This window comes from Conexibacter sp. JCM 18997 (assembly GCF_055391915.1).
In genome coordinates this window covers 1,462,323-1,487,878 of the sequence record NZ_AP043885.1, presented here as the reverse complement: position 1 = coordinate 1,487,878, position 25,556 = coordinate 1,462,323, and the positions used below count along the sequence as shown (strand labels likewise).

At 72.0% G+C, this 25,556-nt stretch carries 32 protein-coding genes; 17 read left to right on the top strand and 15 right to left on the bottom strand.

The features are described 5' to 3' along the window. Positions 1-9 precede the first annotated feature (9 nt). The 3 genes from ACZ5UI_RS07740 to ACZ5UI_RS07730 are packed head-to-tail and all read right to left on the bottom strand — an operon-like array spanning position 10 to position 2,802. On the bottom strand, positions 10-741 hold the full coding sequence (locus ACZ5UI_RS07740; protein ID WP_464195912.1) for a PHP domain-containing protein: 732 nt from the start codon (positions 739-741) through the stop codon (positions 10-12). A 23-nt stretch (positions 742-764) separates the two neighbouring features. Beyond that, complete coding sequence (locus tag ACZ5UI_RS07735) at positions 765-1,766, bottom strand: ATP-grasp domain-containing protein (protein WP_464195910.1); 1,002 nt, start codon at positions 1,764-1,766, stop codon at positions 765-767. Then, a complete protein-coding gene (locus ACZ5UI_RS07730; protein ID WP_464195908.1) occupies positions 1,759-2,802 on the bottom strand; it encodes a PIG-L family deacetylase in 1,044 nt (347 codons plus the stop codon). The genes ACZ5UI_RS07735 and ACZ5UI_RS07730 overlap by 8 nt, the downstream gene beginning before the upstream one ends. Before the next feature lie 139 nt (positions 2,803-2,941). On the opposite strand from ACZ5UI_RS07730, the gene ACZ5UI_RS07725 reads away from it, so the two are divergent. Beyond that, positions 2,942-4,042: a hypothetical protein gene (locus ACZ5UI_RS07725; protein ID WP_464195906.1), complete on the top strand. Its 1,101-nt coding sequence runs from the start codon at positions 2,942-2,944 to the stop codon at positions 4,040-4,042. A 60-nt stretch (positions 4,043-4,102) separates the two neighbouring features. Here the strand turns inward: ACZ5UI_RS07725 and ACZ5UI_RS07720 are convergent, their stop codons facing one another. Further along, positions 4,103-4,516, bottom strand: a complete 414-nt coding sequence (locus ACZ5UI_RS07720) for an acyl-CoA thioesterase (RefSeq protein WP_464195904.1) — start codon at positions 4,514-4,516, stop codon at positions 4,103-4,105. 28 nt (positions 4,517-4,544) lie between these two features. Here ACZ5UI_RS07720 and rnhA point away from each other — a divergent pair, with 28 nt between their 5' ends. Continuing rightward, positions 4,545-5,072 (top strand): ribonuclease HI, encoded by a 528-nt coding sequence (gene rnhA / locus ACZ5UI_RS07715; RefSeq protein ID WP_464195902.1) that lies wholly within the window; start codon positions 4,545-4,547, stop codon positions 5,070-5,072. Between the two features lie 7 nt (positions 5,073-5,079). On the opposite strand, the gene ACZ5UI_RS07710 is transcribed toward rnhA, so the two are convergent. The 4 genes from ACZ5UI_RS07710 to ACZ5UI_RS07695 are packed head-to-tail and all read right to left on the bottom strand — an operon-like array spanning position 5,080 to position 8,663. Beyond that, positions 5,080-5,982, bottom strand: a complete 903-nt coding sequence (locus tag ACZ5UI_RS07710; RefSeq protein WP_464195900.1) for a GDSL-type esterase/lipase family protein — start codon at positions 5,980-5,982, stop codon at positions 5,080-5,082. A gap of 33 nt (positions 5,983-6,015) precedes the next feature. After that, positions 6,016-7,113 (bottom strand): DUF3089 domain-containing protein, encoded by a 1,098-nt coding sequence (locus tag ACZ5UI_RS07705; protein ID WP_464195898.1) that lies wholly within the window; start codon positions 7,111-7,113, stop codon positions 6,016-6,018. 27 nt (positions 7,114-7,140) lie between these two features. Next, the gene (locus tag ACZ5UI_RS07700) at positions 7,141-7,977 is read right to left on the bottom strand and encodes a sigma-70 family RNA polymerase sigma factor (protein WP_464195896.1); all 837 of its coding nucleotides are present in this window, start codon (positions 7,975-7,977) and stop codon (positions 7,141-7,143) included. 53 nt (positions 7,978-8,030) lie between these two features. Then, the gene (locus ACZ5UI_RS07695; protein WP_464195894.1) at positions 8,031-8,663 is read right to left on the bottom strand and encodes a rhomboid family intramembrane serine protease; all 633 of its coding nucleotides are present in this window, start codon (positions 8,661-8,663) and stop codon (positions 8,031-8,033) included. An 83-nt stretch (positions 8,664-8,746) separates the two neighbouring features. On the opposite strand from ACZ5UI_RS07695, the gene ACZ5UI_RS07690 reads away from it, so the two are divergent. Beyond that, positions 8,747-9,118, top strand: coding sequence for a hypothetical protein (locus ACZ5UI_RS07690; protein WP_464195892.1), 372 nt, complete (start codon positions 8,747-8,749; stop codon positions 9,116-9,118). 4 nt (positions 9,119-9,122) lie between these two features. On the opposite strand, the gene ACZ5UI_RS07685 is transcribed toward ACZ5UI_RS07690, so the two are convergent. Further along, the gene (locus ACZ5UI_RS07685) at positions 9,123-9,725 is read right to left on the bottom strand and encodes a hypothetical protein (protein ID WP_464195890.1); all 603 of its coding nucleotides are present in this window, start codon (positions 9,723-9,725) and stop codon (positions 9,123-9,125) included. A gap of 141 nt (positions 9,726-9,866) precedes the next feature. Between ACZ5UI_RS07685 and ACZ5UI_RS07680 the strand changes: the two genes are divergently transcribed. Beyond that, positions 9,867-10,475 (top strand): flavin reductase family protein, encoded by a 609-nt coding sequence (locus tag ACZ5UI_RS07680; RefSeq protein WP_464197782.1) that lies wholly within the window; start codon positions 9,867-9,869, stop codon positions 10,473-10,475. Here the strand turns inward: ACZ5UI_RS07680 and ACZ5UI_RS07675 are convergent. Both ACZ5UI_RS07675 and ACZ5UI_RS07670 read right to left on the bottom strand, forming a co-directional pair. Continuing rightward, the gene (locus tag ACZ5UI_RS07675; RefSeq protein WP_464195888.1) at positions 10,430-11,599 is read right to left on the bottom strand and encodes a fatty acid desaturase family protein; all 1,170 of its coding nucleotides are present in this window, start codon (positions 11,597-11,599) and stop codon (positions 10,430-10,432) included. The two genes, ACZ5UI_RS07680 and ACZ5UI_RS07675, sit on opposite strands and share 46 nt — an antisense overlap. Before the next feature lie 11 nt (positions 11,600-11,610). Continuing rightward, complete coding sequence (locus ACZ5UI_RS07670; protein WP_464195886.1) at positions 11,611-12,711, bottom strand: ferredoxin reductase; 1,101 nt, start codon at positions 12,709-12,711, stop codon at positions 11,611-11,613. Positions 12,712-12,791: 80 nt separating this feature from the next. Between ACZ5UI_RS07670 and ACZ5UI_RS07665 the strand changes: the two genes are divergently transcribed. The 4 genes from ACZ5UI_RS07665 to ACZ5UI_RS07650 all read left to right on the top strand — a co-directional run bounded on the left by ACZ5UI_RS07665 (position 12,792) and on the right by ACZ5UI_RS07650 (position 15,981). After that, complete coding sequence (locus tag ACZ5UI_RS07665; protein WP_464195884.1) at positions 12,792-13,475, top strand: ThuA domain-containing protein; 684 nt, start codon at positions 12,792-12,794, stop codon at positions 13,473-13,475. Then, the gene (locus tag ACZ5UI_RS07660) at positions 13,472-13,960 is read left to right on the top strand and encodes an ester cyclase (protein WP_464195882.1); all 489 of its coding nucleotides are present in this window, start codon (positions 13,472-13,474) and stop codon (positions 13,958-13,960) included. Before ACZ5UI_RS07665 ends, ACZ5UI_RS07660 begins: the two co-directional genes overlap by 4 nt. A gap of 61 nt (positions 13,961-14,021) precedes the next feature. After that, the gene (locus ACZ5UI_RS07655; protein ID WP_464195880.1) at positions 14,022-15,587 is read left to right on the top strand and encodes an adenylate/guanylate cyclase domain-containing protein; all 1,566 of its coding nucleotides are present in this window, start codon (positions 14,022-14,024) and stop codon (positions 15,585-15,587) included. Next, complete coding sequence (locus ACZ5UI_RS07650) at positions 15,580-15,981, top strand: RNA-binding S4 domain-containing protein (protein ID WP_464195878.1); 402 nt, start codon at positions 15,580-15,582, stop codon at positions 15,979-15,981. Before ACZ5UI_RS07655 ends, ACZ5UI_RS07650 begins: the two co-directional genes overlap by 8 nt. Here ACZ5UI_RS07650 and rarD read toward each other — a convergent pair. Continuing rightward, complete coding sequence (gene rarD / locus ACZ5UI_RS07645) at positions 15,964-16,854, bottom strand: EamA family transporter RarD (protein WP_464195876.1); 891 nt, start codon at positions 16,852-16,854, stop codon at positions 15,964-15,966. The two genes, ACZ5UI_RS07650 and rarD, sit on opposite strands and share 18 nt — an antisense overlap. Positions 16,855-16,934: 80 nt before the next feature. Here rarD and ACZ5UI_RS07640 point away from each other — a divergent pair, with 80 nt between their 5' ends. The 5 genes from ACZ5UI_RS07640 to ACZ5UI_RS07620 are packed head-to-tail and all read left to right on the top strand — an operon-like array spanning position 16,935 to position 20,799. Then, positions 16,935-17,576 carry a hypothetical protein gene (locus tag ACZ5UI_RS07640; protein WP_464195874.1) on the top strand — a complete coding sequence of 214 codons (642 nt, stop codon included), beginning with the start codon at positions 16,935-16,937 and terminating at the stop codon, positions 17,574-17,576. 30 nt (positions 17,577-17,606) lie between these two features. Next, positions 17,607-17,900 carry a hypothetical protein gene (locus ACZ5UI_RS07635; protein ID WP_464195872.1) on the top strand — a complete coding sequence of 98 codons (294 nt, stop codon included), beginning with the start codon at positions 17,607-17,609 and terminating at the stop codon, positions 17,898-17,900. Position 17,901: 1 nt separating this feature from the next. Further along, positions 17,902-18,642, top strand: coding sequence for a PP2C family protein-serine/threonine phosphatase (locus ACZ5UI_RS07630; protein WP_464195870.1), 741 nt, complete (start codon positions 17,902-17,904; stop codon positions 18,640-18,642). Positions 18,643-18,694: 52 nt separating this feature from the next. Beyond that, positions 18,695-19,099, top strand: coding sequence for a hypothetical protein (locus ACZ5UI_RS07625; protein ID WP_464195868.1), 405 nt, complete (start codon positions 18,695-18,697; stop codon positions 19,097-19,099). Positions 19,100-19,125: 26 nt separating this feature from the next. Then, a complete protein-coding gene (locus tag ACZ5UI_RS07620; RefSeq protein ID WP_464195866.1) occupies positions 19,126-20,799 on the top strand; it encodes a cytochrome c biogenesis protein DipZ in 1,674 nt (557 codons plus the stop codon). Positions 20,800-20,803: 4 nt separating this feature from the next. On the opposite strand, the gene ACZ5UI_RS07615 is transcribed toward ACZ5UI_RS07620, so the two are convergent. The 3 genes from ACZ5UI_RS07615 to ACZ5UI_RS07605 are packed head-to-tail and all read right to left on the bottom strand — an operon-like array spanning position 20,804 to position 23,109. Further along, a complete protein-coding gene (locus ACZ5UI_RS07615; protein WP_464195864.1) occupies positions 20,804-21,955 on the bottom strand; it encodes a M23 family metallopeptidase in 1,152 nt (383 codons plus the stop codon). 39 nt (positions 21,956-21,994) lie between these two features. Further along, positions 21,995-22,525, bottom strand: coding sequence for an RDD family protein (locus tag ACZ5UI_RS07610; protein ID WP_464195862.1), 531 nt, complete (start codon positions 22,523-22,525; stop codon positions 21,995-21,997). Further along, complete coding sequence (locus ACZ5UI_RS07605) at positions 22,522-23,109, bottom strand: hypothetical protein (RefSeq protein ID WP_464195860.1); 588 nt, start codon at positions 23,107-23,109, stop codon at positions 22,522-22,524. The genes ACZ5UI_RS07610 and ACZ5UI_RS07605 overlap by 4 nt, the downstream gene beginning before the upstream one ends. 90 nt (positions 23,110-23,199) lie before the next feature. On the opposite strand from ACZ5UI_RS07605, the gene ACZ5UI_RS07600 reads away from it, so the two are divergent. The 4 genes from ACZ5UI_RS07600 to ACZ5UI_RS07585 are packed head-to-tail and all read left to right on the top strand — an operon-like array spanning position 23,200 to position 25,555. Then, positions 23,200-23,574, top strand: coding sequence for a VOC family protein (locus ACZ5UI_RS07600; protein ID WP_464195858.1), 375 nt, complete (start codon positions 23,200-23,202; stop codon positions 23,572-23,574). Positions 23,575-23,584: 10 nt separating this feature from the next. After that, positions 23,585-24,118, top strand: a complete 534-nt coding sequence (locus tag ACZ5UI_RS07595) for a hypothetical protein (RefSeq protein WP_464195856.1) — start codon at positions 23,585-23,587, stop codon at positions 24,116-24,118. Next, a complete protein-coding gene (locus tag ACZ5UI_RS07590; protein WP_464195854.1) occupies positions 24,115-24,792 on the top strand; it encodes a DUF427 domain-containing protein in 678 nt (225 codons plus the stop codon). Before ACZ5UI_RS07595 ends, ACZ5UI_RS07590 begins: the two co-directional genes overlap by 4 nt. Before the next feature lie 13 nt (positions 24,793-24,805). Next, positions 24,806-25,555 carry a cupin domain-containing protein gene (locus ACZ5UI_RS07585; protein WP_464195852.1) on the top strand — a complete coding sequence of 250 codons (750 nt, stop codon included), beginning with the start codon at positions 24,806-24,808 and terminating at the stop codon, positions 25,553-25,555. The last annotated feature ends 1 nt before the right edge of the window (position 25,556 follow it).

Here is a 25,556-nt window from a genome sequence, read left to right as displayed (position 1 = left end):
ATCGGCAGCTCAGACGCCGACCGACAGCTCGCGCAGGACCTGGAGGCAGTGGTCGTAGCGGCCGATCGAGTCGGCGCGGTGGCTGTCGGTGGAGACGAGCAGCGGCACGTCGCGCGCGATGAACGGGCGCAGCGTGCGGGCTGTGGGGGTGGAGTAGCGCTCGTTGACCTCGATGCGCTGGCCGGTGCGGGCGCACTCCTCGGCCAGGACCTCGATCTGGTCCAGCGGGGCGTCGGCCTGGTGGAGCCCGAGCTTGGGCAGGATCGACAGGAAGTGCGCGATGACGATCGGGCGCGGGTCGTCCAGGCACTCGCGGGTGGAGGTGATCAGCGCGCTGAAGACCTCGTCGGGGCTGAGGTCGCCGGCGGCCAGCGCGTCGCGCACGGCGTCGGGGTGCTGCACGCCGCCGGGCATCGCCACCTGGTGGTCGGCGGCGTAGATCACCTCGATGCCCTCGGGCAGCTCGGCGGGCATGTCCAGGCGGCCGGTGGTGTCCAGCAGCTTGGCCTCGATGCCGATCGTCAGCGTCACGTCGGTCAGCTCGCGCACGCGCCGCACCTCGGCCACGTAGGCGGGCAGCCAGTCCGTCGTCTCGCGGACGTGGTCGACGCACGTCATCGCCGTCAGGCCGATCGCCTCGGCGGCGCGCACGTTGGACTCGACCGTGTCGGCGCCGTCGGAGAAGGTCGAATGGACCTGCATGTCCATGCGGACCGGCTCGGTGGGAAGCACGGAAGCCATCCCTTGGAGGGTAGGACGCCGCTCTAGGCGGAGATCTGCGCCGCGGTGCGCTGCAGGGACGAGATGTCGTCGAACGGGAAGAAGCGCTGCTCGAAGTAGCGCACCATCGCGATGTCCTCGAAGGGCATCGGGCCGTCGGGGATCGGCGTCCCCAGCGCCTCGCCGATGGCCAGCTTGGGCATGTCGATGCCGGCGGCGATGGTCAGCGGCATCGTCCCCGGGAAGCGGGGGTTGACCTCCAGCAGCGCGGGGTCCCCGCTGGCGTCCTGCTTGACCTGCACGTTGGCCACGGTGGTCAGGCCGATCGCCTCGGCCACCTTGCGGGCGAACGTCTCCAGGCCGTCGTCGTGCAGCGTGCGGCCGGTCACGGCGATGCCGGAGTCGACCTTCAGCCGCTCGCGCGGGACGACGCCGGCGACGTGGCCGTCGGCGCGGGCGATCACGTCCAGGGAGAACTCGGGACCGGGGAGGTGCTCCTGCACGAGCAGCGTGGCGTCGCGCTCCAGCGCCTCGAGCTCCTCGACGCGCTCGACCAGGCGGATGCCGCGCGAGCCCGAGCCGGAGCGCGGCTTGACGATCACCGGCAGCGGGACCGTGGAGGCGTCGAAGTCGTCGTCGACGATCGTCGTCTTGGGCACGCGCACCAGCGGGTCGCACAGGCGCGCCAGCACGGCCTTGTCCAGGCAGGCCTCGAGCGTCTCGACGCTGGCCACGACGGTCGTCGTCCCGGCGGCGGCGAACTGCTCGCGCATGCGGGCCACGGGCAGCAGCTCGGTGTCGACCGTCGGGATGACCACGTCGACCGACCAGCGCTGGCACAGGGCCAGCAGCGTGGGCGCGAACGCGGGATCGTCGCCGCGGGGCAGCAGCGAGCGCTCGTCGGCGCCGACCAGGTACAGCCCGGCCGCGTAGGGGTCGAGGTCGCCGGCGAGCATCGTCACCGGCTCGTCGACCATGTCGCGCAGGATGGTGATGCCGGAGGGACCGCCGGCTCCCGTGACGAGGATGCGGGGCTGGTCAGGCATCGGTGGCCACCTGTGATGTCGAGGGGACGGGCGTGGAGATGTCGCTCTCGCGGATCGTCTCGAGCGGCTCGACGTACCGGGCGGTGGTGAACCGGGCCCAGTAGCGCGCGGTCGCGCGCAGCAGCTCGGGATCGAGGTAGGCGCGCACCGCGGTCTGCGAGCCGAACGCGGCGATCGCGTCCATCTTGCGATCGAGGTACTCGTCGATGGCCACGTAGCGGGTCGGGTGGAACTCGACCGTGGTCGACGGCGCCTGGTAGCAGTAGACGCGGGGGATGCCGCGGGCCGCGACGAGCGTCGCGCTGTGCACGTTGCGGTGGTCCTGGTGGACGTCGCGGGCGGTGTGCGTGTAGACGGTCTGGGGGTGGATCTCGTCGATCACGCGCTTGATCGTCGTGATCGTCTCGCCGCCCTCGCTGACCGATGTGTCGGTCAGGTCGGCGTGGACGAGGCGGCAGCCCAGGATCTCGGCGGCCCGCACGGACTCGTCGGCGCGCTCGGCCGCGACGCCGCCCTGCTCGCCGCCGCTGAGCGTCAGGATCGTCACCTCGTGGCCCTCGGCCACGTGGCGCGCGAGGATGCCGCCGACGCCGATCTCGACGTCGTCGGGATGCGCGCCGACGGCCAGCACGATCTGGGCGCTCTTGGCCCGGCGATCGCGGGTCAGCTGGATCAGCTCGCGGGCCTTGGCCAGCAGCTGCACGGGGTCCACCGGCTTGGCCATGTAGTCGTCGGCGCCGGCGCGCAGCGCCTGCACGGCGGAGTCGAAGCTGGCGGCGGCCGACAGGATCAGCGTCGCCAGCTCGGGCTGGCGCTCGGTCAGCGTGCGCACGAAGTCGATGCCGTTCATCCCCGGCAGCTGGATGTCGGAGACGACGAGGTCGTAGCGCTGCGTCGAGACGCGCGCGATCGCCTCCTCGGCCTGGGCGGTCCAGTGGACCGCGCCGAGCTCGCCCAAGAGCTCTTGGACGACGCCGGCGAGGATCTCGTCATCCTCCACGAGCAGGATGTTCGATGCGGTTGGGCCTGCGGACATCCGACCTCGAACCATACGCACTTGCGTCGCATGGGACGCTGTGGCCGGACATCAGTCCAGTGCCTGGGGAGGCTTGGTCAGGGATGCGGTGCATCGGTCGATGGGAGTCAGGATGCGTGTCTGGCTTGTTGCACTCGTGATGGCTCTCGCGCTCGGCGCGGGGGCCTCGACGGCAGCGGCGGCGAGCGGCGGGCTGGTCGTCTCCTACGTGGTCCCCGCCGGAGATGGCGCGGCGGCGCTCAACGGGCGCGCCTGGACCTACGACTCCGCGGTGACCGCCACGGCGCTGGCCGCGACCGACCAGGCCGCCAGCGCCCGCAAGGTGCTCGACGCGCTGGCCCGCGTGCAACGCTCCGACGGCGGCTTCTCCTCCTCCTACGCGGCCGACGGCACCAACGCCGACAGCCTGCTGCGCACGGGCGGCATCGCCTGGGTGGGGCTGGCGGCCAGCGAGTACCGGCTGACCACCTGCACGCGCCGCTACGACGCCGTGATCGTCGGGGTCGCGCGCTGGCTGCTGGAGCGGCGGGTCAGCTCACCGGCGTCGCCGGCCCGCGGCCTGCTCGTCGGCGGACCGGACGTCAACTGGGTCTCGACCGAGCACAACCTCGAGGCGCGCGCGTTCTTCGCCCGCCTGGACGACATGGCCGCCGGTCGCGCGTCCTGCACGGTGCCGGTGGACGGTCTGACCGCGGCGCTGCGCACGCAGGTCAGCGCGGCCGTGACCGGCCTGGACGAGGGGATCAACCGCGAGCTGTTCATCCCGGGAGCGGCGGGCTCCGCGTTCTTCGGCCAGGGCCTGGACGACCGCGCCCACCCGGTCGACGCGCAGGCGATGGGCATCCAGTGGCTGATCGGCCAGGGGCGCCAGGCCGACGCGGTCGCCGTCGCCGCCACGGCCGACGCCACGCTGCGGGTGGACGACCGGCGGGTCGACGGCCGCGCGGGCGCGGGCGCGTTCACCGGCTACAAGCCCTACGCCGAGGGCTGGGGACCCGACGTCCTGTGGATGGAGGGCACGCTGCAGATGCGCATGGCCAAGGCCGCGCTCGGCCAGGACGTCAACGCGCTGGACGACAGCGCCGATCGCTGGGCCGCGCTGACCGCGCCGGGCGGGATGCTGCTGCACGCCGACCGCGACCTGGTCGGCAACCCGGCCGGCGACTACCACCTGTGGCAGGCCGCGGCGCCGACCGCCTGGCTGACGCTGGCCCGCTCGGGCTCCGACGTCCTGCGCTGACCACCCGGCCGTTGTCCGCTCGAGCCCGGTATCCGGGCCCGAGGCGACAACGGCGCGGGGCTAGGTGAGCTTCTCGAGCGCCGCGCGCAGCGGCTCGGGGATGGGGACGGGCTTGCGCGTCGTGCGGTCGACGAACACGTGCACGAACCAGCCCTCGGCAGCGGGCTCGTCGGGCGTCTCCTCGCCGAACAGGCCGATCTCGTAGCGCACGGCGCGCGTGCGCAGCTCGCCGACGCGCAGGCCGGCGGTGACCGTCTCCGGGAACGTGAACGACGCCCGGTAGGTGCAGTGCGACTCCGCGCACAGCCCGATCACCGGCCCCGCGGCGATGTCCAGGCCCCCGACCCGGATCAGGTACGTGTTGATGACGGTGTCGAAGAACGCGTAGTAGTCGACGTTGTTGACGTGCCCGTAGATGTCGTTGTCGTGCCAGCGCGTGGGGATCGCCTGCACGTAGGGGTAGTCGCTGGCCATCCGGCGAGGTTCTTACCATCGTCGCCCGATGCCTGCCTCCACGCCATACCGCCGCAACCGTCGTCCCGCCCGCCCGGAGCAGCCCCTGGAGGCGCGCCCCGGAGAGGCGGTCGTGTGGACCGACGGGGCCTGCCGCGGCAACCCGGGCCCCGGCGGCTGGGCGGCGATCGTCGTGCCCGCGACCGGCGGCGACGACATCGAGCTGTCCGGCGGCGAGGCCCACACGACGAACAACCGCATGGAGTACATGGCGGCGATCGAGGGCCTGCGCGCGCTGCCCGACGGCACCAGCGTGTGCATCGTGACCGACTCGCGCCTGATGCTCGACTCGATGACCAAGTGGATCGTCGGCTGGAAGAAGAAGGGCTGGAAGACCTCCGGCGGCGACCCGGTCAAGAACCAGGACCTGGTGATGGCGCTCGAGGCCCAGATCGCCCGCCACACGGTCCGCTGGCACTGGGTCAAGGGCCACGAGACCGGCACCGAGCACGCGCACAAGGTGCGCAACGACCGCGCCGACCAACTGGCCGTCGCGGCCGCTGCTGCCGCCGGCTGAGCGCCCGCTACTTCGCGGGCAGCGTCCCCACGATCAGCTCCGCGATCTGCGCGTAGCCGGGCGTGCGGGCGTGGATGTCCTGGAACTCGCAGAAGTACGTCAGCTGGCAGACCTGCGCCACGGCGACCGGCACCGTGCCGTAGGGCGCGAGCTCCGTCGTCTGATCGAACGGCGTGTACGCGCCCGTGGCGGCGGTCACGTCGACGAACTGGCCCTGGCCCGCCGTGTAGGCGTCCTTCAGGGCGGGGTTGATCAGCGACTGGAAGGCGACGACGGACAGCGACGCCAGCTGCGGGTTGCCCAGCACGTAGTCGCCGAGGATCACGTCGGGATAGGTGATGCCGACGACCCGGGCCTTCGGGCCGGCCGCCGCGCGCAGGCGCTTGACCAGGTCGGTGACGTTCGTCTTGATCGACGTGGTCGCCGTGCTGACGCAGGGGATCGGATCCGCCGCGGCGGCGCATGAGGTCACGTCGTTGCCGCCGATCGACACCGTGATCAGCCCGACCTGCTTGCGATGCGCCTTGATGTAGGACACCGCGGCGTCGGCCTGCGGGACCGTGTAGGCCGGGCCGCCGATGGCCCGCGCCTCGGGCTTGCAGCCGGGCGTGTTGAGGATCGACACCGTCGTCGCCCCGCCGCAGCCGAAGTTGACCAGCTTGTAGTCGTAGCCCTTCTTCTTGGCCAGCGGCAGCAGCTGGTTGGCGTAGCCGTTCGTCGTGGTCGAGCCGACCTTCGGCGCGGTCGGCTGGTAGCCGACGGCGTAGGAGTCGCCCAGCGACACGTAGAGCTGCTGGGCCGGCTTCTTGGGCTTGCCGTGGTGCTTGGACGCCGCCTGCCCGAGTGCGGGGAGGGTCAGCGTGACCGAGAGGGCCAGCGCGACCAGCGCCGGCAGGCGGAGATGGGACATGGGCGCCACGTTAACGCCCCGGCCACATGTGGTTCACCGTTTGGCGTAGGCGCGGGCCTGATCGCGCACGATCTGCACGAGGTCGTCCATCGGCAGGTTCATGTCGGCCAGGTGCAGCCCCCAGCCCGGCGTGGGCACCGGGTGCAGCAGCGGGGCGCCGTCGCGCGGGGTGACCTGGAGGACGTCCGCGCCGTCGGCGTCCGAGCAGCGGGCCGAGTAGCCGCCGCGCGTGACCACCCACGGCGTGTCGACGGCCGGCACCTGCATGCCCAGCAGGTCGATCGCCGCGCCGATCGTCCCGCCGAAGGGCGTCGTCGGCTCGGCGGAGCGCAGCAGGCCCGAGCCGCCGCGCAGCGCTGCGGGGTTCGTGCACAGGACCTCGAGCTTGGCGTCCGTGGTGCGGCCGAACAGCGCGTCGGCGGGCACCGGCTCATCGAAGATCGAGTAGGCCACGACGCAGCCGATCTGGCCGTTGCGCCGGCAGGCGGCGACGTGCTGGAAGTCGCCGCCGACGTCCTGCCCCTTGGCCACGGTGACGTTGCCGCCCAGCAGCAGCGCGCCGACCAGGCGCTTGCGCACGGCCGGCTTGGGATCGACCTCGCGGCTGATCAGCTGGCGCAGCATGAACGTGCCCTGGGAATGGCCGATGAACACGACACCGCGGCCGTGGTTGTCGTGGCGCAGGTAGTCCAGCCAGGCGGCGCGCACGTCGCTGTAGGCGGTCGCGCGCTGCGCCGCGGAGACCGTGCCCGCCGGCGCGTTGATCGCCGTCAGCGTGAGCTGGCGGTACATGGGCGCCCACACCCGGCAGGTCTGCGAGAACGGCGACGCCTGATAGAGCGCGATCGACCGCTGCGCCTGGTCGACGTCCAGCGTGGCCAGCGGCCCGGGCTGCTCGCTGACCGTGGGGTAGACGTAGAAGCAGTCGATCGGCGCTCGCTGGTCGATCCGCGGGTCGACCGTCGCGCCGGTCGGGACCCCCGCCGGGGTGATGACGGTCGCCTTCAGGCTCCCGTTGCAGGGGTTGGGCCGGCCCGGCTGGCACAGCCAGACGGTGTCGGCCGAGGCGGCAGCAGGAAGCGCGGCGAGGGCGAGGGTGCCCAGCACCCACGCGAGACAGAGGCGACCCATGGCGGGCAGCCTCTCACAGTCACAGCCCTACGCGACGAGGTGGAACAGCGCGGCGTCGTCCTCCTGCAGGGCAGACCGCAGGCGCTTCTTCGTGCGGCCGTGGATCTGGCAGATCCGGCTCTCCGACACGCCCATCACCTCACCGATCTCGGCCATCGTCAGGTGCTTGACGTAGAGCAGCACCGCGATCTCGCGCTCGCGCTGGGGCAGGTCGGCGAAGGCGTCGCGGAAGCGGTCCTTGGCGTCGCTCTGCAGCGCGGCGGCCTCTGGGTTGAGGCGTTCGTCGGCGGAGGCCAGCGTCTCCAGGCGCTCGACCTCGGTGTCGTCCTCGGAGAGCACCACCGCGTTGAGCGAGGTCACGTCGGAGCGGGCGATGTCGTGGCGGTGGCGGCGCAGCTCGTCCTGCGAGCAGCCGAGCATCTCGGCCAGCTCCTCCTGGTGGGGCCGCCGGCCGTGGACGCCGGTGAAGTCCGCGACGGCCTTCTCGATGTCGCGCTCCCAGCGGCGCACCGAACGCGGCGCCCAGTCCTGACGGCGCAGCTCGTCCAGGACCGCGCCGTGCACGCGGGTCCACGCGAACTGCTCCAGCGTGGCGCCCTTCGTCGGGTCGTAGCGATCCAGCGAGAGGATCAGCGCCTCGATGCCGACCGACAGGTAGTCCTCGATCTCCACGTGCGCGGGCACGTTGCGGACCTTGCGGTAGACGATGAACTTGACCATCGGCGCCAGCGACAGGATCAGCCGGTCGCGAATCCGCTTGTCGTCGGGCCGGACGCGGTACTGCTTCCACAGTCGTTGCAGCTCGTCCGTGCGCGGTCGGCGGGTCGACTCGCCGGTTCTGACTCGTGCTGTTGCGCTCTCCACTCTGGCGACGTACCCGCAGACCCAGGCGATGCACCGGTCGCCGGTGCGGAACGTCAGACAGAGGACAGGCGGGGCGACGAACGTCCCGGAGCCGAGTCGTTCTGGCGGTCTCGGCGGTCCAACCACCAGGCCGCGACGACGCCGCCGATCGCCCCGAACAGGTGCCCTTGCCAGGAGATCCCGTCGCGGGGCGCGAGCGAGAACAGCAGCGTCGTGCCGTAGATCACCACGACCACCAGCCCGATCGCGATGTGCAGCATGCTGCGGCTGAACAGGCCGCGGAAGATCAGGTAGGTGGCGTAGCCGAAGACCAGCCCGCTGGCCCCGATGTGAACGGTGTTGGTCGGGGCGAAGATCCACACGCCCAGCCCGCCGACGACGGCGACGATGACCGTCACCCAGACCACCCGGCGCAGTCCGCTGAGCGCGATCGTCGCGCCGAGGATCAGGAACGGGATCGTGTTGCCGATCAGGTGTCCCCAGGAGCCGTGCAGGAAGGGCGCGGCGGCGATGGCCGGGAGCGCGTCGACATCGTGCGGCTCGATGCCGTGCTGCTCCAGATCACCACCCGAGATCGAGTCGATCACCTCGACGACCCACATCAGCGCGACCATCGCGGCGATGAAGATCACGCCGTTGATGCGGTCGTCGCGTGGGGCCGGCGGGCTGCTCGCGGCGGTGGCCATGTGCCCGGTCAAGGTAGGCGATCGGCCGATCGCGGGCGTCGCCATTCAAGAATCGCGCGCCAGACGCCGACGATGAAAGCGAAATGCACCACTCCACCTGGCAAGTCCCCAGCCAGCGCTCCGTCGCGATCGCCTGCGTCGGCGAGTCGAACTTCATCGACGAGATCCTGCGCGCCGCGACGGCCACCCGCCGTTCGCTGCCGCCGATCGAGGAGTTCACGCGCGTGCGGCTGCAGCCGGAGGGGGAGGAGATCCACGTCTTCGCCAAGCATGGTGCCCAGATCGCCTCGCTGGCGCCCCAGGATGCCGCCGACCTGCGCTCCCTGGTCCACCGCACGATCGCCGCCGAGGGCGAGATCTGGTGTGACGCGCGCATCAGCGGCAACGAGAGCCTCGCCGCCCAGTGGCGCATGCAGATCTGGATCTACCTCGACGACGCCGGAGCGACCGTCTAGCGCTTCACAGGCCGTCGGGGTGACGCACGACGAAGCCCTTCGTCGAGCGGTCCATCGGCTGCCAGCGCGTGCCGGCCGCCTTCTGCCCGGAGGTGTCGAAGCGCAGCCCGGCGACGACGAGGAACGTGTGCTCCTTGTTGGCGTAGATCGTGATCCACGATCCGGCGCCCGACCGGCCCCAGGTCATCAGGCTGGTCGAGTCCAGCGTGGTGTCGAGCAGGTGGGCGCCGTGCAGCGCGTAGGACACCGAGCCCGAGCAGTCGTAGGCCTTGTCCTCGAAGGAGCCGTGGCCGCCGCCGTAGCGATAGGGGAGCGTGGCGATCTTGTTGGCCGCGGCGATCAGCGCCGTCACCTGGGCGGGCGCGCCCGCCGGGGCGATCGCCGTGCCGTCGCCGGCCAAGGTGGCCACCGCGGTGGCCGGATCGGCGGGCGGCGGGGTGGTGGTGTCGGTGCCGCCGGTCGGCGGGGCGACGACGGGCGCCTGTGCCTGCACGGCCTGCTTCTTGGTCGGGAAGCTCGCGCCGCCGTTGGCCGGCGTGGCCGCTGACGCGGGCGCGGCGAGGGCGAAGACGGCGAGGGCGGTGAGGGCGGGCAGGCGAACGTCCATGTCGTTGACCAGATTCGGCCTCGGGACGTGCGCGCGACGCGCGATGGAGCTTCTGCGCAGGTTTGCGCAGCTTCGCGGCGCGTTCGGGGCCGGAACCTGCAGCGATGACAGCGTTCTGCCGCACGCGATACTCGGGCGGTGATCTTCTACGAGCCCGATCAGCGCGACCGCGACCTGCTCCCGCATGACCCGTTCAAGGCGCTCGTCGCGCCCCGCCCGATCGGCTGGATCTCCAGCGTCGGCCCGGCCGGCGAGGTCAACCTCGCGCCCTACAGCTTCTTCAACGCCGTCTGCGAGCGGCCGCCGATGGTCGCCTTCTCGAGCATCGGTCGCAAGCACTCCTCCTCGTTCGCCAGCCACACGGGCGCGTTCGTGTGGAACCTCCCGACGTACGCGCTGCGCGAGCAGATGAACCTCAGCTCACAGCCGCTCCCGCACGGCCACAGCGAGTTCGAGCACGCGGGCCTGGAGATGGCGCCGTCGCGCCTGATCGACGTGCCGCGGGTCGCGGCCAGCCCCTGCGCGCTGGAGTGCCGCGTGGTGTTCGACCAGGAGCTGACCGACCTCGAGGGCGAGCCCACCGGCCACTTCCTGATCGTCGGCCAGGTCGTCGGCGTCCACCTGGACGAGGCGTTCATCCGGGCCGACGGGCGCGTCGACACCGCCGCGATCCAGCCGATCGCCCGCTGCGGCTACCTGGGCGACTACGCCGTCGTCGACGCGCTGTTCGAGATGGTGCGCCCCGGCTGACCCGAGCGGTACGGGCCCGGCTTGGGGCGCGGCTTGCCACCGGGGAAGGCGAGGCGCGCGATCGTGCGCTGGACGGTGCCCCACTGCTTGGAGAACGGGCCGGTGTTGTAGGGCAGGCCGTAGCGCTCGCAGATGTCGCGCACGCGCGGGGCGATCTCGCCGTAGCGGGTGCTCGGCATGTCGGGGAACAGATGGTGCTCGACCTGGTAGCCGAGGTTCCCGCTGGCCACGTGGAACAGCGGGCTGCCCTCGATGTTGGCGGCGCCCAGGAGCTGGCGCACGTACCAGCCGCCGCGCGTCTCGTTCTCGACCTCTTCGGGGCTGAACGTGTAGGTCTGGTCGGGGAAGTGCCCGCAGAAGATGATCGCGTTGGACCAGAAGTTGCGGATCACGTTGGCGGTGAAGTCGGCGGTCAGCGTGGCCTTGAACCCGCGCTTGCGGAAGGCCAGCGCGCTGAGCGCGGGGAAGGCGATGTAGTCCTTGCGGATCTGCGTCCAGGCCTTGTCGGCGATGCCCTTGAGCTCCTCGACCAGCTCCTCCTTGGGCTTCTCGCCCCGGCGGATCGCCTCGATGTCGAGGTCGTGCAGCGCGACGCCCCATTCGAAGAAGGCCATCAGGAGGATGTTGTAGAGCGGCTGGGCCAGGTAGACCGGGTGCCACGGCTGGTGCGGGTCGATCCGCATGATGTCGTAGCCCAGGTCGCGGTCCTTGCCGCGGATGTTCGTGTACGTGTGGTGGACGTAGTTGTGGGAGTGCTTCCAGGCCTGCGAGGTCGACGCCGTGTCCCAGTCCCAGGTCGAGGAGTGGATCTGCGGGTCGTTCATCCAGTCCCACTGGCCGTGCAGGACGTTGTGGCCGATCTCCATGTTCTCCAGGATCTTGGCCAGCGACAGCGCGACGGTCCCGGCGACCCAGGCGGGCTTGTAGCGCGCGAAGAACAGCAGCACGCGCCCGCTCACGGCCAGGCGGCGGTGCATCTCGATCATCGAGACGATGTACTTGCGATCGCGCTCGCCGAGCTCGGCGAAGACCTCGTCGTGGATCGCGTCGAACTCGCGTCCGAGCGCCTCGATCTGCTCGTCGCTGAGCCGCGCCAACGGGCTCTCGATCTGGCTGGTGGCCATGGCCGTTCCTCCTAGAGCTCGATCTCGACTGGTCCTTCGGGCGCGTTGATGCACGTGCGCACCACCTCGCCTTCACTGCCCGTCACCTCACCGGTGCGCAGGTCGCGCACCGTCCCCGAGCGCAGCTTCCCGGTGCACGTGTGGCAGATCCCCATGCGGCACCCGAAGGGCAACGTCGCGCCGGCCTCCTCGCCGGCCACGAGGATCGGGGTCGAGCCGTCCGACTCGGCGTCCACGTCGCTCTTGGTGAAGCGGATCGTCCCGCCCTCGCCGCTGGCCCCCTGGCCGCCGATCACCGGCTGGAAGCGCTCCATGTGCAGGCGATCGGGATCGCCCAGCGCGGCCCAGTGCTCCTCGAGCGTGTCCAGCAGCTCGGCGGGACCGCAGGCGAACGTCTCGCGCTCGCGCCAGTCGGGGCAGCGCTCGTCCAGATGCTCGCCGGGGATCAGGCGCCCGTCGTCGGCGGTCAGCTGGAGATCCAGGCGGTAGCCCGGCTGGGCGGCGTCGATGCGGCGCAGCTCCTGGGCGAAGATCACGTCGTCGCCGGTGCGCGCGGAGTGCACGTGGACCGCGTCGGGCAGCGCGTTGCGACGGGCCAGCGAGCGCAGCATGCTCATGATCGGCGTGATGCCGCTGCCGGCGCTGAGGAACAGCAGCCGGCGGGGCGGTGGATCGGGCAGCACGAACGTGCCCTCGACGCCGCCCAGGCGCACGATCGTGCCCGGGCGCAGGCGGCGGACCAGGAAGGGGGAGACGGTGCCGGGCTCGTACAGCTTCGGCGTGATCGAGATGAGGCCGTCGGGCGCATCGGGGTCGCTGGTCAGCGAGTAGGCGCGCCAGTGATGGATGCCGTCGATGGCCAGCCCGACGCGCAGGTACTGGCCGGGCTCGTGGCCCTCCCAGGCGAACCCCGGCTTGATCGACACGGTCACCGCGTCGTCGGTCTGGAGCTCGATGCGCTCGACCCGCCCGCGCAGCTCCTGCGTGGACCACAGCGGGTTGATCAGCTCGAGGTAGTCGTCGGGCAGCAGCGGCGAGGTGAGCGCACGGGCGGCCCGCAGCAGCGCGCGGCGCGTGCGGGAGACCCGGGGGCGCGCGCCTCGTTCGACCACTCAGGTGACTCCGTTCGACCCGTCGATGGCCGAACCGTAGCCGTTTGTGTCCATGAATGTCTATGTGCTTTCGTGCACACATGCTCTGGCGCGCGCTGGTCGCGGTCCTGCTCTGCACGGCGCTCGCTCCGGCGACCGCGTCGGGCGCCGCGGAGCCACACGTCCTGCTGTTCACCAAGACGACCGGCTTCCGCCACACCTCGATCGTCCCCGCCGTCGCGGCGCTCACGCGGCAGCTCCCCGGTGCCGTCCACACCGAGAACGCCGGCGTGTTCGCGGCCGATCGGCTGCGCGACTACGACGTCGTCGTGTTCCTGCTGACGTCGGGGGACGTGCTCGATCGCCGGCAGCGGTCCGCGCTGCGTCGCTACGTGCTGGGCGGCGGTGGCTGGGTCGGCGTGCACTCCGCCGCGGACACCGAGCACGACTGGCCGTTCTTCGGCCGGCTGCTCGGCGGCGCCCGCTTCCGCTCGCACCCGCCGCCCTACGAGGGTGTGGTGCACGTGGACGACCCGGACCATCCGGCGACCGCGGGCCTGCCCGGCGACTGGACGCGCACGGACGAGTGGTACTCCTTCACGACGCCGCCCCGCGCGCACGTGCTGCTGACCCTCACCGGCGCCGGTGCCCACGCGGTGGCCTGGTCGCACCGCGTCGGCCGCGGGCGGGCGTTCTACACCGCGCTGGGGCACACGGACGAGAGCTGGGCCGACCCGCTCTACGTCGGGCACGTCGCCGGAGGCGTACGGTTCGCGGCACGATGACCTGGGCCGACGACTTCTTCATCACCTGGCAGCGCGCGTGGGCGACCGACACGGCCGCGGTGCTCGAGCACGTGACCGACGACATCGAGTACTGGGACGTCACGCTGGCCGAGCCGCTGCGCGGCCGCGAGGCCTACGCCCGCTACGTCGACGGCTTCTTCGCCGCCTTCAGCGACATCGAGTGGTCGATGCGCGAACCGGTGATCGCCGAGGGCGACCGGGTGACCGAGCCGTGGCGCTGCCGGGCGCTGAACCACGGACCCCTGTGGATCGGCCTGCCCGCCTCGGGCCGGCGCATCGACACGATCGGCACCGACATCTTCGCGTTCCGCGACGGCAAGGTGTGCCGCGAGCACTCGTTCTACGACGTGGCCGAGAACCTGCGCCAGCTCGGGCTGTGGCCGGCGATCGGCTCGACCGGCGAGCGGGCGCTGATGGGCGCCGCCGGTGCCGGTCTGCGCGCCCGGCGCGCGCTATCCCGCTGACCCGGCGCTCTCGACCAACCGCACAGAGCGGCGCCTGTCGGCGTGCGATCATCGCGCCGACATGTCCCGCTCCGCGCTGGCGTCGCTGTGGGAGCACCCGTGGCTGGTCGGCGACCAGGCGCTGCCCGGCCGCGTCGTCGGGCGGCGGGTGCGCTGGCTGGCCGTCATCGCGGTCGTGTTCACCAACCTGGGCAGCGTCGCGTCGGTGCTGTGCTTCGCGCTGTTCGCGCTGCCCAAGCCCGACGAGGACGTCACCCACGCCACGACGGTGGTCAACCTGGCGGTGGCGCTGGGCTACGCGCTGATCGCCTGCGTGATCGGCGTGGTGTGGGGGCGCTACGCGATCGAGGGCGGGCCCAACGGCTCGCGCGCCTGGCTGAACGCCGACATCCCGCCCACACCGGCCCAGCAGCGCCACCTGCTGCGCGCGCCGCTGCGGATCATGGTCGTGCAGGCGACGCTGTGGGGCATCGGCGTCGTCATCTTCACGGCGGTCAACCTGATCTGGTCGGGCCTGCTGGCCGTCGGCGTCGGGGTGACCGTCGCGCTGGGCGGGCTGAGCACGTGCGCGGAGGCGTACTTCGTGGCCGAGCTGGCGCTGCGGCCGGTCACCGCGCGAGCGCTGGCCCCGGGCGTGCCGACCGACCGCGCCCTGCCGGGCGTCGCCTCGCGCATCGTGCTGGCCTGGGCGCTGGGCAGCGGCGTGATCCTGCTCGGCATCGGGCTGATCGCGATCGTCGCGCTGACGCCGATCGAGATCGACGAGCAGTCGCTGGCGGTGACGATGCTCGCGCTGTCGGCGCTCGGGCTCCTGGCCGGGTTCGGCCTGGTGACCACCGCGGCGTACCTGACCGCACATCCGATCGGCGTGATCCGCCGCGGGCTGGATCGCGTCCGCCGCGGCGAGTTCGACACGAAGCTGCCGGTGTGGGACGCCACCGAGGTCGGCCTGCTGCAGGCCGGGTTCAACGAGATGGCCCAGGGGCTCAGCGAGCGCGAGCGGATCCGCGACCTGTTCGGCCGCCAGGTCGGCGTCGAGGTCGCGCGCCACGCGCTCGACGGGGGCGTCCGGCTGGGCGGTGAGCTGCGTGACGTGGCCGTGCTGTTCGTCGACATCGTCGGCTCCACCGGCCTGGCCGAGCGACGCCCGCCCCAGGAGGTCGTCGAGCTGCTGAACCGCTTCTTCGGCGTGGTCGTCGACGTCGTCGAGGCGCGCGGGGGATGGGTCAACAAGTTCGAGGGCGATGCGGCGCTGGCCATCTTCGGCGCGCCGGTGGCGATGGACGATCCCTACGGGTGCTGCCTGCAGGCGGCGCGCGAGCTCGACGAGGCGCTGCACGAGCGCATCGGGGAGCTGCAGGCCGGGATCGGCGTGGCCGCGGGCCAGGCCGTGGCCGGCCACATCGGCGCCGAGCATCGCTTCGAGTACACGGTGATCGGCGACCCGGTCAACGAGGCGGCGCGGCTGACCGAGTTGGCCAAGCGCCACGAGCCGCGGGTGCTGGCCTCCGAGGCGGCGCTGGACGGTGCCCGCAACGGCGAGGTCGAGCGCTGGCGGCTGGGCGACACGGTGACCCTGCGCGGTCGCGAGCAGCAGACGCGGCTAGCGTGCCCGAGCGATGCATGACGCCTCCGAGCCCGTGCGCGTCGACCGCTGGCTGTGGGCCGCGCGGCTGTGCAAGACGCGCGCGATCGCGGTCGACGCGATCAAGGGCGGGCGGGTCGAGGTCAACGGCCAGCCGATCAAGCCCAGCCGCGACGTCGGTCCCGGCGACCGGCTGCGCATCAGCTTCGGCGAGGTCAAGGTCGAGTGCCTGATCAAGGCGACCGGCGTGCGACGGGGCAGCGCGACTGAGGCGGCCAAGCTGTATGAGGAGACGCCTGAGTCGATCGAGACCCGCGCACAGGTCACCGCGGAGCGCAAGGCGCTGGCCCAGTCCGGTCCGCGCTACGACGACAGCGCCGGGCGCCCGACCAAGCGCGACCGCCGGCGCATGAACGACCTACGTGGCCGTCGCTAGGACGTCGACCGGATCAGCCTCGCGGCGGGCCAGCCGCAGCCCGTCGAAGGTGAGCACGATCAGCGCCAGCCAGACCAGGCCGAAGCCGATCCAGCGCGCGGTGCTCATCGTCTCGTCGTAGGCCAGCCAGCCGATCAGGAACTGCAGCACCGGCGTGAGGTACTGCAGCAGCCCGACGACCGACAGCGGCACGCGCGTCACGCAGGCGGCGAACAGCAGCAGCGGCAGCGCGGTCACCGGACCCGCGGCGACGAGCAGGAGCGTGAGGCCGAGGTCGCCGGTGGCGAAGCTGCCGCCGCCGGTCCAGGCCAGCACGGCGATGACCACGAGCGCGGGCAGGAACAGCACGGACGTCTCGACGGCCAGCCCCTCGGCCGCGCCGACGTCGGCCAGCTTCTTCAGCAGCCCGTAGGTCCCGAAGGAGATGCCCAGCACGAGCGCGATCCACGGGAACCCGCCGTAGTAGACGCTGAGCACGATCACCGCCACGGTGCCCAGCCCCAGCGCGACGGCCTGGGCGACGCGCAGCCGCTCGCCGAAGACCGTCATGCCCAGCCCGACGCTGATCAGCGGCGTGATGAAGTAGCCCAGCGCCGCCTCGATCACGTGGCCGGTGTCGACCGCGTAGATGTAGACGCCCCAGTTGATGGCGATCAGCACCGCGGCGATGGTCAGCAGCAGCAGCTTGCGCCGGTCGCCCCGCAGCGCGCGGACGGCGTGCAGCCTGCGCGTGACGGCCAGCAGCGCGATCACCACCAGCAGCGACCAGCCGATCCGGTGCGCGACGACCTCGATCGAGCCCGCCTCGTCCAGCGCGTGGAAGTAGATCGGGAACAGGCCCCACAAGCCGTAGGCCGCGATTCCGAACAGCACTCCGGCACGCATTCCCCTTCAGGGTCGCACGCGGCGAGCCAGAACCGCCTGCTGCCCGGGCGTTCTGCGATGCTGAGGCCATGTCCACTGGTCCGCGCAGCGTGAAGATCTCCCCCGACGAGCGCGGGGGCTGGACCTCGGACCGTCCCCGCCGGCCCGGGGACGAGGACCGTCCGGCGCGCAAGCCCGACGTCTCGGTGCGCGGCCGCGTGCTGTCGCCCAGCGACCGGATGCGCTACTCGCCCGGCAGCCTGCTGCTGATCGTCTCGGCCGACGAGTCGGCCGCCGAGCGCTTCGCCGCGCGCGTGCTGGAGGAGCAGAGCACGTGGCTGGCGATGAGCAAGGTGCGCGCGCTGCTGCAGGGCAAGGTCCCCGACGACGCGATCGAGGCCAAGAGCCGCGAGCTGCTCGACGCCGCCGCCACCAAGCGCCTGGCCGCGGGGCAGACGGTCGTGCGTACCGCGCGTGGCCTGGACCCCGAGGAGCGCGAGCGGATGGTCCGCCTCGCCGCGCCGCACCGCCGCCCTCGCCACATCCTGCTGCTCGAGGTCCCGCGCGACGACGTCAGCGAAGAGGACAACGCGCCGCTCTCCGCGCTGCGCACCGCGCTCGATCAGGGCCTGCTGGGCGAGGAGGGCTTCATGACGTCGCTGCGCCTCGGCGGCGCCGCGATCCCCGAGCTCAAGCGCATCGTCTTCGCGCCGCCGCCAGCGGACGACTGACGCCGGCCGCGAACTGGCACCATGGGTCCCATGACCCAGGTCGCGTTCATCACCCAGGGAGAGTCCCAGTACGCCGATCGACTGTGGTCGCTGCTGGAGGGCACCGGCATCGATCCGCACGAGTTCTACGGGCTGGACTACTTCAGCCTCGTGCCGTTCTTCGTGCTGTGCGGCGCCACGGTGCGCCCGCAGGCGCATTCGCACGGCGATCACCTGCACGTCGAGGGCGTGATCGTCGACGTGCCCGAGGAGTTCGAGGACGCCTTCTACTCGGCGCTGCCCGAGGTGCTCGCCGACGCCTACACCGAGGTCGAAGAGGAGTGACGTGGGGCGGCTGACGCTCGCCTTCGCCGCGCGCAGCGACACCGGCCCGGTCCGCGATCACAACGAGGACGCGGTGTTCGCCAGCCCGCGCCTGGTCGCGGTGGCCGACGGCGTGGGCGGCGCGGCCGCGGGCGAGGTGGCCAGCCGCGCCGCCATCGACGCGCTGGCGCAGGTCGAGAAGTCGCTGCTCGAGCGCCCGCTGGACGAGGCGCTGGCCGGTGCCGTCGACCGCGGCAACGCGACGATCGCCTTCATCGGCGCCTGTCGCCCCGACACCGCCGGGATGGCCACGACGGTCACGGCCGTCGCGCTGGACGACGCCTGGACCGTGGTCAGCCTGGGCGACTCGCGCGCCTACCTGCTGCGCGACGGCGCCCTGCAGCGCCTGACCCGAGACGACAGCCTCGTGCAGGAGCTGGTCGACGCCGGGCTGGTCAGCGAGACCGAGGCGCGCGACCATCCGCAACGCAACATCGTCACCCGGGTGCTCGACGGCGCGCCGGACCGCCGCGCGCACGTGACCCGCTACGGCGCGCAGGCCGGCGACCGCGTCCTGGTCTGCTCCGACGGGCTGTCGGACGTCGTGACCGACGAGGCGATCGCGGGCGCGCTGACCACCGCCGATCGCGACGTCGCCGCCGATCTGCTGCTCGCGCTCGCGCTGGACGGCGGCGCCCGCGACAACGTCTCGCTGGTCGTGGCCGACGCGCTTCCCGCGCCGGCCGACGCCCCGCGCTGGTAAGCGCGCAGAAACGGAGAAGCGCGCCGGGCCGTCGGCGGTCAGCATCGGGGCCATGACCGTCAAGACCGTTGCCGAGAAGCTGCAGATCAAGCCCGACAGCACCGTGAGCGTGCTGCCCGCAGACCGTCTGGACCTGGTCGGCCCGCTGCCCGCCGGCGCACAGGCCGTGGCCGACCTCGCCGCGGCCACCACCGCCGTCCTGTTCGCCGACGACGCGGCCGCCGCCCGCCGGCTGCTCGACGCCCACCACGACGCGCTCGCCGCACCGCGCGTCCTGTGGGTCGCCTACCCGAAGGCCGGGCGCAGCGACATCAACCGCGACACGCTCTGGCCGATCGTGGTCGAGCACGGCCTGCGCCCCAACGGCCAGGTGGCGATCGACGAGACCTGGTCGGCGCTGCGCTTCCGCCCCGACAAGCCGGGGGAGGCGCCGTTCAATCCCGGCGCCAAGACGTGACCGCAAGCTGATATCCCTGAGGGCGGATGATCGTCCTCCTGCTCGTCGCGGTGCTCGCCGGAGCGGGAACCGCGCTCTCGCCCTGCGTGCTGCCGGTGCTCCCGGCGCTGCTGGCGGCCAGCGGGACCGGCGGTCGGCGGCGCCCGGTCGGCGTCGTCCTCGGGCTGACCGTCACGTTCGGCGTGACGATCATCGGGCTGGGCGAGATCGTCGACGGCGTGGGCCTGGGCACGACGCTGACCCGCGACCTGGCCATCGTCGTGCTGATCGCCTCGGGCCTGCTGCTGTTGCTGCCCCGGATCGCCGATCGCCTCGAGGCGCCGCTCTCGCGACTGGCCCGCTTCGGCCCGCGCGGGCGGGGCAGCGGCTTCTGGTCGGGCGTGCTGGTCGGCGCGGCGCTGGGCTTCGTCTACGCGCCGTGCGCGGGGCCGATCCTGGCCGCCGTGGTCACGGTCAGCGCCGCCTCGGGGCGGACCGTCGCGGTCGGCCTGGCCTACGCGCTGGGCAGCGCGGCGATGCTGCTGGCCATCGCGTTGGGCGGGCGCACGCTGATCGACCGCTTCAAGGGGCCGACGCTGCAACGGGTGCTCGGCGTGGTCCTGCTCGTCACCGCGCTGGCGCTGATCACCCGGGTCGACCTGCGCTTCGAGACGCTGATCGCCCGCCACGCGCCGGACGTCTCGCTGACCGCGGGCCTGGAGAGCTCCGATGCGGTGCGCAAGCGCCTGGACGACCTGCGCCCGGCCCGGGGCATCGCCGCGGCCGCGCAGGCGCACCCCGCCGACGACGCCAGCGGCCTGCGCGACTACGGACCGGCCCCGGACTTCGTCGGCACCCAGAAGTGGTTCAACACGGCCGACGGCCAGCCGCTGACGCTGGCCCAGCTGCGCGGGCGCGTGGTGCTCGTCGACTTCTGGACCTACACGTGCATCAACTGCCTGCGCACGCTGCCCTACCTGGAGGCCTGGGATGAGCGCTACCGCAAGGACGGGCTGACGATCGTCGGCGTGCACGCGCCGGAGTTCGGGTTCGAGCACGACGCCGGGAACGTCGAGGCGGCGATCGCCGCCAACGGGATCCGCTACCCGGTGGCCCAGGACAACGAGATGGCCACCTGGAACGCCTACGGCAACCAGTACTGGCCGGCCGAGTACCTGATCGACAAGCGCGGGCACGTGCGCCACGTGCAGTTCGGCGAGGGCGACTACGACGTCAGCGAGCGGGCGATCCGCTCGCTGCTGGGCGAGACGGGCGCCGACGCGACGCCGCGGGGCGTGGTCACGCCGAGCGCGCGGGCCACGCCGGAGACCTATGTCGGCGCGGCCCGGGCCGACCCGCAGCAGTGGGCCACGCTGCCGCGCGCCTCGATGCGGCGCTACACCAGCCCCGGGCCGCAGCGGCTCGGGCTGTCCCAGTTCGCGTTGGGCGGCGCGTGGACCGTCGATGACGAGCATGCGACGGCCGGCGCGGGCGCGACGCTCGACGCGCGCGTGCAGGCCCGGCGCGTCTACCTCGTGCTCTCCCCGCCGCGCAGCGGACCGGGCCGGGCGGAGGTGCTGGTCGACGGGAAGCCGTACCGCACGGTCACCGTCCGCCGCCAGCAGCTCTACACGCTGGTCGACCTGCCCCGGTCGAAGACCTTCACGCTGCAGCTGCGCCCGCAGTCCGGGCTGTCGGCCTTCGCCTTCACGTTCGGCTAGGGCCTCAGCGCGAGAAGCTGGACACGCTCCGGTCGAGCGGGAGCTCGGCCCGGCGCGGTCGCGGCGTGGGCAGCCAGGCGACCGCGTCGTCGACGATCTGGCCCTCCAGGTCGAATTGCGAGAACACGTAGGGGACGCCTTCGGCGCCCAGCGGCGACGGCCGGTCGGTGACCTGGAAGTGCAGGTGTGGCGCATCGGAGTTGCCGGTGCTCCCGACCAGGCCGATCACCTCGCCCTTGCGCACGCGCTGGCCCGGCTTGACCCGCAGCGATCCCGGCTTGATGTGCGCGTACATGCCGAACAGGCCGCGCCGGAGCGTCTGGATGATGTGGTTGCCGGCGGCCTTGCCCGGCGTGACGGTCCCGTCGCCCCGCTCCAGCGCCGGCGTGTCGGCCTGCCCGTCGGTGGCGATCAGGATGCGGCCGTCGGCCACCGCGTGGATCGGATCGCCGTAGATGAAGTAGTCCTCGTTGCGCGTGCCGTCGCCGGTGTCCAGGCGACCGGCGCGGTCGACCTGGATCCAGTCGATGGCGAAGCGCTCGGCCGACCGCGAGGCGCCGCCCACGGTGAGGATCGTCTTCACGTGGCCGGGGCTGGCGCAGCAGCCGTTGAACGCGACGTAGCCGTCACCCCACAGGGGCGAGGCCAGCGCGATCGGCAGGCGGTGGTCGACGGCCGCGGGCGGACCGACGACGACGCGGCCGAAGCGCAGGTCGAACAGCGCCGGGTCCGAGCCCGGCGCGGGGGACACCTGCAGCACGTGCTGGATGCGGTCGGGCACGGCCCGCAGCGACGCGAACGTCGGGGCCAGGTACACCACGCCGGACTGCCCGGGCCCGAGCGTCGTGGTCGGGACCGGGTTGAACCCGTCGCCCAGCGACATGCCGGCCAGCAGGCCGGGACCGGTGAGCGTGTCCACGGTGCGGCGCGTCCGGGCGTCGCGCACCGTCACCCCCTCGACGACGACGCCGAGCTCGGACGACACGTTGTGCAGACGCAGCTGGTAGACCAGGTGCTGGCGCCCGTCGCTCCCGCGGACGGGCTGCAGGTGGCCGGACACCCGCGCTTCCAGGACGTCGAAGCGGTCGGCAGCGAAGGCGGGGGACGCGGAGATGAGCGCAGCCAGCAGCCCCCCAACCAAGAGGATGCGTCTCATGTCGCCACCGTAGCTGGCTCCGGAAAGCGGTTTGAGCGCTTAGCGAAGGCGGCGTGGACGGACGTCCGAGCGGATCTCGGGCGCCTCGTCGGTCACGTCGGCCACCACCGTGCGCGCGAGCTTGTCGTGCCAGCCGCGCCGGCGGTCGTCGACGAGGATCCACAGGAAGCCCAGGCAGAACGGGATGGCGGCCAGGATCAGGCAGAAGAAGCGACGGACGGCCCGGCTGGGGCGCGGCGGCGCGCCGGTGCGGACGTCGAGCACGCGGATCCCCAGCAGGCGGTTGCCCGGCGTCTGGCCGGTCGTCGACCAGAAGAACGCGAAGTAGCTGACCGTCCACAGCAGCGCGCACAGCGAGCCGATCCCGAGCAGGACGTTGCGCACCTCGGTCGGGAGCCCGATCAGCGACAGCCCCAGCGACACGACCAGCGCGACGAACCAGCCGATCACGTTGATCACGGCGGCGTCGGCGGCGAACGCGAGCACGCGCGTGGCCAGACCGGCGTAGCGCGGCGGAGCGATGCTGTGCACCACGACCGCATCGACGATCTCGGGCTCCACGACGGTCACGGCGCGTCGGGCGTGGCCAGCCGGGCGGCCCGGCGGCGCAGCAGACGGCGGGCCACCGTCTCCATCCAGGCGTCGGCGTGGCGCGAGCGGTCGCGCATCTCGTCGGCCACCTGGTCGGCGAACCCGACGCCGTGCTGGGTGATCGCCTCGGTGATCGCGGGACTGGCCGCCACCTCGTCGACCAGCATCCACAGGCCCTCGCTGGCCACCAGGCGCGCGGTCGTCTCCTCGATCAGGCGGCTGATCGTCTCGTCGGCCAGCCGGCTCTCGATGGCCTGGTTGACGATCCGCTCCATCCCCGGCGAGGTGAGCGCCTCGTCGAGCAGCTGCTCGAGGCGGTCGCTGGTCAGGGCGAGCTCGAGCAGGCGCTCGACCTCGGGGCCGGACAGCAGGCGCTGGGCGGAGCGCTCGACGAGCGGGCTGGCCACGACCCGGTCGACGACCTCCAGCGCAAAGCTCGAGGCCAGGACCGCGTCGATCGCCTCGAGCGTCAGCTCCCGCGACGTGCGCAGGGCGGCGTCGCCGGCGCGCAGGCCGGCTCGGGCGACAGGCGCCACGGCGCCGCCCAGGAGTCGGATCGGCATTGACGGACCCACGATCGACAAACCTACCGATGAGTTTCGCGGCGGGTGGCGTCTCATGGTGCAATCCGCATCCCAACCCGAGGAGCAGCCATGCCGTCCATCAGTGGTGTCGACTTCGTCAGCCTGCCCACCCGCGACGTCGGCGCGGCCGCCGACTTCTACGAGAACGTCGTCGGCCTGACGCGTTCGAAGGCGTGGGGTCAGACGGATCCGGTCGGCATCGAGTTCGAGAACGGCACGGTGACGATCGCGCTGATGGCCGTCGAGCGGCTGGGCATCCCGTTCGCCGCGCATCACGCGCCGATCGCCTTCCACGTCGACGACTTCGCGGCGGCCAAGGCCGAGCTGGAGGCGCGCGGCGTGACGTTCCTGGGGGACACGATCGACAGCGGCGTCTGCCATCAGGCGTTCTTCACCGACCCGGACGGCAACACGATCGGCATTCACCACCGCTACGCGGCGTAGGATCGCCGGCATGCACAAGCTCCTGACCGGCACGATCGCCGGTCTCGCCCTCGCCGCCGTGGCGTTGCCCGCGGCGGCCTCTGCGGCGCCCGTGACCACGAAGTCGCAGATCACCCAGAACGGACTCGGGTCGATCCGCATCGGGATGACCGTCGCCCAGGCGCAGTCGCGCACCGGCCAGACGATCACCAACAACTCGTTCACCCCCGGGGACGACTCCTGCGGGATCGCCCAGCTGTTCCCCGAGAGCCTCGGCGTGAACATGCAGACGACGAACCTGAAGGTCACGGTCATCAACGTCTCCAAGGCCGGGATCTCCACTCGGTCGGGCATCGAGGTCGGCGACTCGACCGCCGCGTTGAAGGAGGCCTACGGGTCCAAGCTGAAGTCGGCGCCGAACAAGTACACGCCCAAGGCGCGCGACTACTTCGTCAAGTTCTCCGGCAACCGGAAGATCAAGTTCTACGCCAACCCCAAGGGCGTGGTCACGCAGATCTCCAGCGGCCGCCTGCCCGAGGTCGACTTCGTGGAGGGCTGCTCTTGAGCCGATGGCCGGGACTGATCGTTCCGGTCGGCCACGTCGAACCGGTCCCGCGGCGGATCCGCGGCGCGCTGCGCGAGGACATCGTGGTGGACTCGCGCCGCGCGGCGTACGTGTGGGACACGCCGAAGTACCCGCGCTACGCGTTCCCCGTCGAGGACGTCTCGCTCGCGGCGCTCGACGGGATCGAGCTGCGCCGCGAGACGCTCGAGGGCTTCGGCGAGACGGTGTCGATCGCCTGGGACGCGCTGGATGCCTGGTTCGAGGAGGAGGAGCAGGTCTACGTGCATCCGCGCAGCCCGTACACGCGGGTGGACGCGCTGCGCACCAACCGTCACGTGCGGGTGGAGCGCGACGGCCTGCTCCTGGCCGCCTCGTCGTGCCCGGTGGTGGTCTTCGAGACCGGCCTGCCGTCGCGCACGTACGTCGATCGTCGCGCCGTGCAGTGGGAGCACCTGCAGCGCAGCGACACCGTCACGTCGTGCCCGTACAAGGGCACGACCAGCCAGTACTGGTCGCTGCTGCTGGGCGATCGGGTCGTGCCGGACATCGCCTGGTCCTACGCGTTCCCGACCACCGCGCTGGCGGCGATCGCGGGGCTGGTGTGCTTCTACGACGAGCGCGTGGACGTGACCGTCGACGGCGTCGCGCAGGAACGCCCGAAGACCAGCTTCTGAGACGCTGTCGGGCATGACCGACGCCTGGCGCGCCGACCGCGGACGGCGCGGACGCGGCTACACGATCCTCACGCCCGCCAACCGGTACGCCAGCCGGCTGCCCAACCTGCGCGACGCGGTGGTGTTCAAGCTGGCCACGCCGCGCCTGGCGCCGGCGCGCTTCGGCGCCTACGTGGTGGCGATGGAGGCCGGCGGGGGGACCAGCGCGCCCGTCGCGCCGGGCTTCGAGGACTTCCTGTACATCCTCTCGGGCGAGTCGACGTTGCGCCTCGGTGGCCACGACGCGACGGCGCCGGCCGGAGGCTGGGCCTACCTGCCGCCCGACGTCGGCTTCGAGCTGTTCGCCGCGGGCGACGGTCCGGCGGAGGTGCTGTGGATCAAGCGCCCGCTGGAGCCGTGGCCCGGCCTGGCCGCGCCCGACGTGGTGATCGGCCATCGCGAGGAGCAGCCCTGGCAGGACACGGGCGTGCCGGGGTTCCGCCGGCGCGAGCTGCTCGATCCCACCGACCCGCGCCACGACTTCAACATCAGCCTCCTGGCCTTCGAGCCCGGCACCGGCCTGGACAAGATCGAGATCCACGACGAGGAGCACGGCCTCTACCTGACCGCCGGGTCGGGCACCTACCACCTCGACGGCCAGGACTTCCCGGTCCAGCGCGACGACTTCATCTACATGGGCCCGTACTGCCCGCAGTCGTTCGTGGCCGGCGACGAGCCGGCCGAGTACCTGCTCTACAAGGACGTCTACCGCGACGGGTTCTAGA